Raw genomic sequence first — 10391 nt, 5'->3', positions numbered from 1 at the left:
TTCAACCGGGACAACGCCGACGCGATCGCCAACGGCGAGGCCACCAGCAAGGGGCTGATCCCCACCCTGGGGGCGTCGCAGTGGGCGTACGCCTCGCTCTCACTCGGCTCGGCGCTCGCGCTGTTCATGTACCCGCACTCGGTCACGGCGGTGCTGTCGACCAAGAACCGCAACATCATCCGCCGCAACGCGGCGCTGCTGCCGGCGTACTCGTTCCTGCTCGGGCTGCTGGCCCTGCTGGGCGTCGCGGCGATCGCCGCCGGCATCCAGGTCAAGAACCCGCAGCTCGCGATCCCCCAGCTGTTCGAGCAGGAGTTCTCCCCCTGGTTCGCCGGCATCGCCTTCGCCGCGATCGCGATCGGGGCGTTCGTGCCGGCCGCGATCATGTCGATCGCCGCGGCGAACCTGTGGACCCGCAACATCTACAAGCCGTTCCTCAACCCCGACGCCACCGACGCGCAGGAGGCGAAGCAGAGCAAGATCGCCAGCCTCCTGGTCAAGTTCGGCGCGCTGGTTTTCGTCCTGGTCCTGCCCAAGGACTTCGCGATCAACCTGCAGCTGCTCGGCGGGATCTGGATCCTGCAGACGCTGCCGGCCATCGTGATCGGGCTCTACACCCGCTGGCTGCACCGGCACGCCCTGCTGGCCGGCTGGGCGGTCGGCATGGTCTGGGGGACCATCGCGGCGTACAACAAGCCCGTCGTCGGCGACCCGGGGTCGCACTTCGGCGGATCGGTCGGGCCGCTGGAGGTGTTCGGCATCTCGATCAGCGAGAACCTCATCTACTTCGGCATGACGGCCCTCGTGCTCAACCTGCTGGTCGCGGTCGTCGGCACGTACGTCTGCCGGGCGCTGGGGGTCGACGCCGGCACCGACCAGACCCACCCCAGCGACTACCTCGCCGACGCCGGGGACCCCGACGTGACCGACGGACTCGACCCGATGAAGACCCCCAGCCCGAGCTAGGCGGAGTCCCGCGCCGGTGCGCTGGCGTCCAAGAACCTGCCGAAGGAGGACGCCGGCGCACCGCCCGGCGGCCTTAGTGGCTGGGGGCCTTCGGGGCTTCGGGGCGGGCGTCCGGGACGTAGTCGGCCCGGAAGACGTCGGGCTCGAGGAAGATCTGCAGCGCCATCGGCTCGGCCGTACGCAGGGCGCGCTCGGCGGCGTCGATGACGCCGGCGATCTCGGCGCCGGACGCGCCGGCCTCGACACCGATCTTGGCGGCGACCAGCAGCTCTTCCGGCGCGGTGTGCAGCGTCTTGAGGTGGATGATCTGCGTGACCCCGTCGGTGCCGTCGATCGCGGCCCGGATCTTGGCGATCGACTCACGGGTCGCCGACTCGCCCAGCAGCAGGCTCTTGACCTCGATCGCCAGGATCACCGCCACGACGATCAGCAGCACACCGATGAAGCCCGTGCCCGCGACGTCGAAGTACGCGTTGCCGGTCGCGAGCGACAGGGACACGGCGAGGAAGGCCGCGACGAGGCCGACCAGCGCGGCGAAGTCCTCCAGCAGGATGACCGGCAGCTCGGGCGCCTTGGCCCGGCGGATGAACGACCACCACGACTTGTCGCCGCGGACCTTGTTGCCCTCGACGATCGCGGTGCGGAACGAGAAGCCCTCGAGGACGATCGCGATGCCCAGCACGACGAGCGGCACGAACCGCCACTGGCCGTCGAGGCCGGCGTCGTGACCCGCGTGGATCTCGTGCCACTTGTGATAGGCCTCGTAGAGCGCGAACAGCCCACCGACACTGAACAGCACGATCGACACGACGAAGGCGTAGATGTAGCGCTCGCGCCCGAAGCCGAACGGGTGCTCCTCGGTCGCCTCGCGCTGCGAGCGCCTGCCGCCGACCAGCAGCAGGACCTGGTTGCCGGCGTCGGCGAGCGAGTGGATCGACTCGGCCAGCATCGAGGAGAACCCCGTCAGCAGGAACGCGATGAACTTCGTGATCGCGATGCCGGTGTTGGCCAGGAGCGCAGCGACGACCGCCTTGTTGCCACCTTCGGTCGACATCCCTACAGCGCCCGGGCCTCGTCGACGAGCATCACGGGGATGTCGCGCCGGACGGGGTAGGCCAACGCGCACGCGTTGCAGACGAGCTCGCTGGCGTCGTCGTCGACGAACAGCGTCGCCCGGCACTGCGGGCACACGAGGATCTCCAGGAGGGCCGGGTCAAGGTTCATGGGAACACCCTATCGACGGATCACGGCGAGCACGTCGTCGCGCACCCCGGCCATCGTCGCCTCGTCGTCACCCTCGACGTTGAGGCGCAGCAGCGGCTCGGTGTTGGAGGCCCGGACGTTGAACCACCACGTGTCGGCGGTGATCGTCAGCCCGTCCAGGGTGTCCTGCGGCAGGTCGGCGTACGTCTGCGCGAGCTCGGCGAGGATCGCCGGGCCGTCGTCGACGGTGCTGTTGATCTCGCCCGAGGCGACGTAGCGCTCGTACTGGGCCATGAGCTCGGAGACCGTGCCGTCGGTCTCGGCGAGCGCCGCCATGACGTGCAGGGCCGCGATCATGCCGGAGTCGGCGAGGAAGAAGTCCTTGAAGTAGAAGTGCCCCGAGTGCTCGCCGCCGAACACCGCGCCGGTGCGGGCCATCTCGGCCTTGATCAGCGAGTGCCCGACCGGCGTGCGGACCGCGGTGCCGCCGTTCTCGGTGATGATCTCCGGTACGGCCCTCGACGTGATGACGTTGTGCAGGATCGTCGCGCCGGGGGTCGTGATGAGCGCGCGGTGCGCGATCAGCGCCGTGATCGCGGACGGCGACACGACATCGCCCCGCTCGTCGACGACGAAGCAGCGATCGGCGTCGCCGTCGAACGCCAGGCCGATGTCGGCCCCGGTCTCGCGGACCGTGGCCTGCAGGTCGACCAGCGTGCTGTGGTCGAGTGGGTTGGCGTCGTGGTTGGGGAAGGTGCCGTCAAGCTCGAAGTACATCGGCGTCAGGTCGACGTTGAGCGTCGCGAAGACCGAGGGGACGGTGTGCCCGGCCATGCCGTTGCCCGCGTCGGCGACGACCCGGAGACGCCGCTCGGGCGGGATCGGGACGATCTCGTGGAGGTAGGCCGCGTACCGGCTGAGGGCGTCGAGCTCCTCGTAGGATCCCGTCGGCTCGGGCAGCGCGGTGCGCTGCAACAGCTCGGTGGCCTTCTCGGCGATCGTCGACAGCCCGGTGTCGTAGCCGATCGGCTTGGCGCCGGCGCGGCACAGCTTGATGCCGTTGTAGGCCGCCGGGTTGTGGCTCGCGGTGATCATCGCGCCGGCCAGGTCGAGATCCCCCGAGGCGAAGTACAGCAGGTCGGTCGAGGCCAGGCCGATGCTGACGACATCGCCGCCCTGGGCCCGGACGCCGTCGGAGAACGCCGCGACGAGGATCGGCGAGGTGTCCCGCATGTCGTGCCCGATGACGACCTTGCCGCGACCACCGTCGACGCCGGTCTCGATCGCGAACGCCTCGCCGAGCGCACGGGTCAGGGCAGGGTCGAGCTCTTCGGGCGAGCGGCCGCGCACGTCGTACGCCTTGACCACCAGCCCCAGACGGGGATCGATCACGAATCGGGCCTCACGAGTCGAAGGGACGGCGGCCCGTCAGGGACCGGAGCCGGTGGACGTCCCGCCTCACGGACCGCGTCGGCCAGTGCAAGCAGATCGTCGTGTGACGGTTCCGACGCTGTCGGGTCCGGCGCGAGCCGCAGGACGTTCCAGCCCTGCGGTGCGGACATGCGCTGGGAGTGGTCGGCGCACAGGTCGTACGTGTGCGGCTCCGCGTAGGTCGCGAGCGGACCCAGCACGGCGGTCTGGTCCGCATAGACGTACGTCAAGGTCGCCACTGCCTTCTGGGAGCACGCTGAACGCGTGCATCGTCGAACTACTGCCACGTGGTGAGGTTAGCCCCGGCCCGGGCCCGCCCGCGTTAGGCTCACCGCATGGATCATCTGGGCGGTGTCGTGAGTGGTCCGCGACCCGGTCGCATGCGGGACCGCCGCGGCCGCGGGCCGCGCGGACCCATGGCACTGCCGGGTCCCCTGTCACCGAGCAGCGTGCCGGCCCACCGGCCCGCACGCGAGTCGTTCGACCTCCTGGTCCGCGACATCGTGACGGCCCTGGACGCGCACTTCGCCGCCGAGCCCGATCACGTCGAGATCGTGGTCGAGGAGGCGCCGCTGCTGCCGCCGGAGTGGACCGACGACGTGCCGCTGAGCATCCTGACCGGCGGGCCCGACGTGCAGCGGGTCGTGCTGTTCCGGATCCCGATCGTCCAGCGCTGCACGGGGCGCGAGGACCTGGAGGACCTGGTCTGGACCGTCGTCCTCGACCGGCTCGCCGAGGTCTGGCACATGTCGCCGGACGATCTCGACCCGCGTACTCACTGAGCCTTCGACCCGGCGTCAGCCCAGCGGTCGGACCTGGGGCGCGAGAACCGTGCGCGGCGCCGCCCCCAGCACCAGCGAGCTCAGTCCACCGCCGCGCGTGTAGGTCACCGCCCCCGTCACACGCCCCTTGGGGTGCAGCACGGCGTACGCCGCGCGGCCCTTCAGCGTCACGGTCTCGGTCGTGCCGGCGGCCACCGCGATGCGGGTCGAGGACAACCGGGCCATGTCGGCCGCATAGGTCAAGACCTCGACCGAGGCAGCCCGACCGGGTGCGCTCAGCACGAGCGAGGGATCGTCCAGCTCGGTCCCGAGGTCGATCGGGACGACGGCGGGCCCGGTCAGGGCGGGAGCCGCCTCCGCGTAGGCGTAGTCCTTCGACCCCGGGCTCATCCGCACCGTGGCGGACACCGGGCGGTCCGACGTCAGGCGCAGCGCCTGCTCGCCCGGGCCGGCCGACTTCGGCACCGTGACGGCCTTGACCGATCCGGCCCGCACCCGCACCTTGCCGAGTCCGGACGGCGTGAACGTGCTCTTGGGCCCGATCACCTCGACACCGACCCGCGCCGTCGCGGTCCCCGGGTTGAGGATCAGCAGGGTACGGCCCTCGGTGCCCTCGACGAGCCCGCTGACGACCTGGACCCGGCGCGGCGTCGCGGTCGCCGAGATCGGCTCGGTCCCTCGGAAGCTCCCCGTCGCGCTGTCGTTGGCCACGGCCGACAACGAGCCGCGGCGACGGTGGACCTGCACCGCGAGCTCGGACTCGCCGGCCGCCAGGTCGGCGAGTGGGATGCGTCGGACCGATCGCGGCTCGACCACGACGCCCCGGGCGTCGACTGCCTCGATCCTGCCCTGGGCACCCCACAGGGTCAGGTCGGCGACCGCCGGGGTGTCCTCGAGGTTGGTCAGGATCAGGGTCGACAGGTGCTTTTCCCCCGAGCCCAGCCCGAGCAGCCACGAGTCGTCCACGACGCCGGGGCACTGCCCGACGACGAGCCCGCCCCCACCGGCCGTGGGCGCCGTGCCGGAGAAGTAGCCGACGGCGCCGGAGCCGCGGCCCTGCTGCTGGACGATGACGCCCTGCCCGGCGACGCGCTGGGTGCGCCACCTGGAGCTGTCGGCCAGGCCGTCCTCTGCGGACCCGTCGGGCAGGACCGTCGCGGAGGCCGACGTGCCGGCCTCGACCTGGCCGGCGGCGACCTCGATGGCCGAGCCGGTCGGGCAGGCGTACGTCGTCTGGGTGACGGCGGCCGCCGTCGGGCGGCGCGGGGACTCCTCGTCCCCCGGCACGAGGGACGCCAGCACGACGAGGACCACCGCCACCAGCGGCAGGGCGAGGCTGCGGACGTACGTCATGCGGTCACCTCCTCGTCCTCGGAGCTCAGCGGCTCGGGGGTCGGTCGGCGACGCACGGGCGCCGTCAGCACGATCGCGCCGAGCCACAGCAGGATCTGCACGATCGTCAGGCCGCGGTGCCACCAGGGTGCGCCGGCGTGCTGGGCCTGCGGATCGCCCGACAGGGTCCACACCCGGGAGCCCGGCCGCTCGCTGCCGGCGGGCGCCACGCGGGGTGCCGCGTCGATCCGCTGCGCGAGATCGATGTCGGCCTCGGGCGCGTAGATCGCGTCGACGCCCGCGGCGCTGATCGCGTCGACCGCGTCGCCCGACGACTGGGCGAGCAGCTGCCGCACCGCCACGGTGACCCGACGGATGTCCGCCTCCGCCGGGGTCACGGCCTCCTGGCCGAGGTAGGGGCCGTCGCCGGAGACGACGCGGTAGTCGACGCCCGACTCGAGCGAGCCGGTCAGGATCAGGGTGTCCCCCGACCGTTCGGTCAGGAACGCCGGCACGAGGCTGGGCGGCCGGTCGGTGAGCGGGCCGTCGACGCCGCGTGCGAGCCACCATCCCGCGGTGCCCACGGGGAGCACCAGCGCCACGACGACCGCGGCGGCGAGCGCCGGGCGCGGCCAGCCGGTCGTCGCGGGCACGGCCAGCAGCACGGCCGTGGCGAGTCCCCCGATCCACAGGCCGGTCGGGACCGCGACCCAGGGGGTCAGGTCGGTCGTGCCGGCGGGCGTCGAGTACGTGACGACGGTCCCGAGCAGCGCGACCCCCAGGCCCAGCAGGGCCGTCAGCCAGGCCAGTCGCACACCGGTCCGCGTGGTCCGTGGCACGAGGGCCACGACCGCCAGGGCGATCAGGCCGATCGTGAGCCAGGCCGGCGCGCCGCCCGCTCCCCCGCACCGCCCGAGGACGACGTCGAGCACGGCGGCGTCGCCGGGGACCGGGTAGCCGGCCTCCCACCACATCCGCCACGGGTGCAGGGCACGCTGCGCGAGCCACGGACCGAGCAGGACCAACGGGGTCACCAGGGCCACGACGAGCTGCCGGGCGACCCAGCGCCCCTCGGCGTACCAGAGGATCGCGAGACCACCGACGGCCAGCAGCAGCACGATGGGGGCGAACGCCGCGGCCAGCGCGGTCCAGATGCCGAGGCGCAGGGCGAGCTGCCAGCCGGGGTTGTCGGCGAGCTGCCACGCGCTGTTGACGATGATCGGCAGGACGATCAGCGCGACGACCGTGCCGATCCGGCCCTGCGCCACCGCGCCGGTCGCGACGACCGCGAGGGCGTACGTCACGGCCCAGACGATCCGGGGCGCGCGGTGCGCGCTGATCTGGCGGCCGAGCCGGTGGGCCGACAGGGCGGCGAGCGGCACCGAGAAGAGCATGAGGGTCGTGACGACCAGGCCGGGGTGGTACCAGAACGGCGTCGCGACGACCGCGAGCGGCAGCGCGAACAACGGCGGCAGGGAGTCGCTCGACAGGCCGACGGGGTGTCGGGCCTCCAGGAGCAGCCGCCACCAGCCTCCTGCGGTCTCCGGCGCGGGCAGCAGCGCCCCGCCGTTGAGCGATCCGCCGAACAGCCCGCGGGCCGCGACGACCGACAGGATCGTCAGCACCAGCACCACCGCGAGCCACGGGCGGCGGGCCAGCAGCGACGGTCCGTCGTCGAGGTCGACGGCGTCGTCCGGCGCCTGGTCGGTCACCGTCGACCGACGCCCGACCGTCGCGACCGTCTCGGGTCGCACCAGCGCCGTGATCGTCTCGCGCAGGACGTCGTAGCCGTGCTGGTAGGGCAGCCAGTAGGGCGCGAACAGGTGGCGGATCTCCCGGTGCCTGCGCCGCACGGTGCGGGCCCGGCGCTGCCGGGCGCGACGCAGCCGCAGCGGATGGAGGTAGATCGACCGCACGGCCAGCAGCTCGTCGCTCGCCGCCTCGGGGTCCTTGCCGATCAGCAGGCCGAGGACCCGCAGGAGCGAGCCGAGGAACAGCCGGACGTACTGGTAGAGGAAGCGGGGCATCGGGGTGTTGGCGAGCAGCGTGTGCAGCGCCGCCCGACGCTGCTCCCACACCGGCACGTCGCCGGAGGTCCGCGGCCGGGTGCCGCGACGGCTCGACTCGGCGTGGAACATCACCGCGGAGGGCGCCGTGCGGGTGCGGTAGCCGGCGCGCGCCACGCGCCAGCCGAAGTCGACGTCGTCGAAGAACAGCGGCAGGTCAGGGTCCAGGCCGTCGAGCTCGTCCCACACGTCGCGGCGGACCAGCATGCCCGCGGTGTTGACCGCGAGGACGTCCCGCGGCCGGTCGTGCTGACCCGCGTCGGGCTCCCCCGTCTCGAGCCCCGTCTCGCGGGCACCCGTGGACGTGACGGTCAGCCCGACCTCGAGCAGCCGGCGCAGCGAGGGCCACTCCCGGATCTTGGGCCCCACGACCGCGATGTCGGGCGCCGAGGTCGCGGTGTCGAGCAGCCCCGACAGGGTGCCGGGCAGCACCGATGCGTCGTCGTGCAGGAGCCAGATCCAGTCGGTCGGCGGCAGCTCGGCCAGTCCCAGCCGGACGGCATCCCCGAAGCCCGTCCCGGAGGGGGCATACGTGATGCGGTCCGCGCCGAACGAGTCACGGAGCAGCTCGGCGCTGCCGTCGGTCGAGCTGACGTCGACGACGCGCCAGGTCGTGGGCGCGTGGGACATCTGGGCGAACGAGGCCAGCACCTGGGGCAGCCAGCGGGCGCCGTTGTGGGTGACGAGAACCGCCGCCACGGAGGGCGGGTCGTCGAGCCAGTGGCGCGTCGTCTCGGTCTCGTCCACAAGGACCGACCCTAGTGGACGAGGGAAAGGGCGCTGTTCTAAGCGCGCTTCTTGAGCTTGCGCCGCTCGCGCTCGGACAGACCGCCCCAGATGCCGAACCGCTCATCGTGTGCCAGGGCGTACTCGAGGCACTCTCCTCGGACGTCGCACGTCAGGCAGACCCGCTTGGCCTCACGCGTGGATCCACCCTTCTCCGGGAAGAATGCCTCGGGGTCCGTCTGAGCACACAGGGCGCGCTCCTGCCACATGAGTTCCTCGTCGAGCTCTTGCGGCTGACCCAAATCGAATGACATACGTGGAATTACAGTCCTGTCGCCTCTCACATGTCAAGCCGAATGGCAAGATTCACCAAATTCCCGGCGTGTCGCCCCGCTGCCGTTCACCGCGGGGGCCCACGACACAATGGACGCATGCGCATCACGCTCGTCTCCGGCGCCGACGGCGCCCCCTTCGCCCACTCCCTCGCGGCCGCCCTGGCGCCCGACGACGAGCTGACCGTCATCGCGCCGACGGTGCGCGGCCACGTGTCGGCAGGACTGCTCGCGAGCCCGGACCTCGACGTGCTGCTGGTCCCCGCCGCGACCGGGACGACGTTTGCCGTCGCCGACTCGCTCGAGCAGATCGGGTACGTCCCGCGGTGGCAGCGGGCGAGCGACCAGGCCGTCGCCGCCCGGCTGGTCCGCACCGACCTCGTCCTGAACGGCGGGACCCTGACCGACGCGACGGTCGCCGCGGCGACCCGGGCCGCGCTCCCCTACCGGCTGCTGCCGGTGTGCGAGGACCGTGCCGAGCTGCGCGTCGTCGTCGGGTCCGAGGACCCGCGGGCGGTCCACGTCGAGGAGTACCTCGACGACCCGGCCGCGCACGAGGCGACCCAGCTGCTCCTGATCGCCGAGGGCATCACGGTGTCGTCAACCGTCTCCGAGGCGGTGCGTGACGCCGACGTCCTGGTGATCGGCCCCTCGAGCCGCACGCTGGCGGTCGACCCCGTCCTGAGGACACCGGGGTTCGTCGACCTGGTCGCGGCCGACCTCCCGGTCCTGGTCGTCGACCACGACGACACGGCACCGGCCGACCTGGTCCGGGTCGCGGGGCTTCGCGAGACCGATCCCGGGGCGGCCGAACGTGTCGATGCCGATCCGGCGACCGTCGTCGCTCGCGCCCGGCAGGTCGTGGCATGAAGTCCCTCGACCAGCTGCTCCGCGTCGCGCCGGATCCCTCGCAGCCGCTCATCACGTTCTACGACATGGCGACGGGCGAGCGCGTCGAGCTCAGCACCGTCACGACCGCCAACTGGGTCGCCAAGACCAGCAACTTCCTGGTCGACGAGCTCGAGGCCGAGCCCGGCACCCGCATCCGACTGGGCCTGCCGAGCCACTGGCTGCGGATCGTCTGGATCCTGTCGGCGTGGAACGTCGGCGGGGTCGTGGTCGACCGCGACGCCGACATCGGCGTCAGCGGACCCGAGCTCGAGGCCGACGAACCCCTCAAGGTCGCCGCCTCGCTGCGGCCGCTCGGCGCCCGGTTCGCGACGCCACCGCCGGGCTTCCTGGACCTCGGCGCCGAGGTGCCCGGCCACGGCGACCACTTCCTCGCCCTGGACCCGCCCGGGCCGGACAGCCCCGCGATCGACCTCGAGGGGACGGCGTCGACCCATGCGGAGCTCCTCGCCGCCGCCACGCCCGACCCCGTCCGCCGCGTCGTCGCACCCGGTCCCGTGGCCCGGGACGCCCGGCTCCTCGTCGACGCCTGCCTCGGTGGCGGGTCCCTCGTCGTCGTGGCGGCCGCCACACCCGAGGAGATCTCCCGCGTGGCCACGCAAGAGGTCGGGCGGCTCGGATGACGAAGTCCACTACACTCGACG

General features: G+C 72.4%; 10 protein-coding genes and 1 pseudogene. 4 read left to right on the top strand and 7 right to left on the bottom strand.

What is annotated here, in order from left to right; all coding sequences use genetic code 11:
- Positions 1 to 966 (top strand): annotated as a pseudogene (locus JWQ91_RS10880) (sodium:solute symporter); the annotation flags it as partial.
- Positions 967 to 1039: 73 nt separating this feature from the next.
- Here the strand turns inward: JWQ91_RS10880 and JWQ91_RS10875 are convergent.
- From JWQ91_RS10875 to JWQ91_RS10860, 4 genes are read right to left on the bottom strand one after another with little or no spacing between them, the layout of a single operon-like run.
- Positions 1040 to 2020, bottom strand: a complete 981-nt coding sequence (locus JWQ91_RS10875; RefSeq protein WP_297783586.1) for a cation diffusion facilitator family transporter — start codon at positions 2018 to 2020, stop codon at positions 1040 to 1042.
- Between the two features lie 2 nt (positions 2021 to 2022).
- Positions 2023 to 2190 (bottom strand): Trm112 family protein, encoded by a 168-nt coding sequence (locus JWQ91_RS10870; protein ID WP_297783583.1) that lies wholly within the window; start codon positions 2188 to 2190, stop codon positions 2023 to 2025.
- A 9-nt stretch (positions 2191 to 2199) separates the two neighbouring features.
- Positions 2200 to 3561 carry a phosphomannomutase/phosphoglucomutase gene (locus JWQ91_RS10865; protein ID WP_297783580.1) on the bottom strand — a complete coding sequence of 454 codons (1362 nt, stop codon included), beginning with the start codon at positions 3559 to 3561 and terminating at the stop codon, positions 2200 to 2202.
- Positions 3558 to 3887: a DUF3499 domain-containing protein gene (locus JWQ91_RS10860; RefSeq protein WP_297783576.1), complete on the bottom strand. Its 330-nt coding sequence runs from the start codon at positions 3885 to 3887 to the stop codon at positions 3558 to 3560. Before JWQ91_RS10860 ends, JWQ91_RS10865 begins: the two co-directional genes overlap by 4 nt.
- A gap of 48 nt (positions 3888 to 3935) precedes the next feature.
- Here JWQ91_RS10860 and JWQ91_RS10855 point away from each other — a divergent pair, with 48 nt between their 5' ends.
- Entirely contained in the window at positions 3936 to 4382 is a 447-nt protein-coding gene (locus JWQ91_RS10855) for a metallopeptidase family protein (protein WP_297783573.1), read from the top strand.
- A 15-nt stretch (positions 4383 to 4397) separates the two neighbouring features.
- Here JWQ91_RS10855 and JWQ91_RS10850 read toward each other — a convergent pair whose 3' ends face one another.
- Genes JWQ91_RS10850 through JWQ91_RS10840 form a run of 3 tightly spaced genes read right to left on the bottom strand, consistent with a single transcriptional unit; the run spans position 4398 to position 8820 of the window.
- Positions 4398 to 5735: a DUF5719 family protein gene (locus JWQ91_RS10850; protein WP_297783570.1), complete on the bottom strand. Its 1338-nt coding sequence runs from the start codon at positions 5733 to 5735 to the stop codon at positions 4398 to 4400.
- Positions 5732 to 8527, bottom strand: a complete 2796-nt coding sequence (locus JWQ91_RS10845; protein WP_297783567.1) for a glycosyltransferase family 2 protein — start codon at positions 8525 to 8527, stop codon at positions 5732 to 5734. The genes JWQ91_RS10850 and JWQ91_RS10845 overlap by 4 nt, the downstream gene beginning before the upstream one ends.
- A 38-nt stretch (positions 8528 to 8565) precedes the next feature.
- Positions 8566 to 8820 (bottom strand): WhiB family transcriptional regulator, encoded by a 255-nt coding sequence (locus tag JWQ91_RS10840; protein ID WP_118396070.1) that lies wholly within the window; start codon positions 8818 to 8820, stop codon positions 8566 to 8568.
- 117 nt (positions 8821 to 8937) lie between these two features.
- Here JWQ91_RS10840 and JWQ91_RS10835 point away from each other — a divergent pair, with 117 nt between their 5' ends.
- Together JWQ91_RS10835 and JWQ91_RS10830 are read left to right on the top strand one after the other, a co-directional pair.
- The gene (locus JWQ91_RS10835; protein WP_297783559.1) at positions 8938 to 9708 is read left to right on the top strand and encodes a 2-phospho-L-lactate transferase CofD family protein; all 771 of its coding nucleotides are present in this window, start codon (positions 8938 to 8940) and stop codon (positions 9706 to 9708) included.
- On the top strand, positions 9705 to 10370 hold the full coding sequence (locus JWQ91_RS10830; RefSeq protein WP_297783557.1) for a TIGR03089 family protein: 666 nt from the start codon (positions 9705 to 9707) through the stop codon (positions 10368 to 10370). Before JWQ91_RS10835 ends, JWQ91_RS10830 begins: the two co-directional genes overlap by 4 nt.
- Positions 10371 to 10391: the final 21 nt, after the last annotated feature.

It is taken from the genome of Aeromicrobium sp. (assembly GCF_025965075.1).
In the GTDB taxonomy this organism is placed as follows: Bacteria; Actinomycetota; Actinomycetes; order Propionibacteriales; family Nocardioidaceae; genus Aeromicrobium.
Note: the sequence above shows the minus strand (reverse complement) of the source record. Positions and strands in the feature narration are given on the sequence as shown.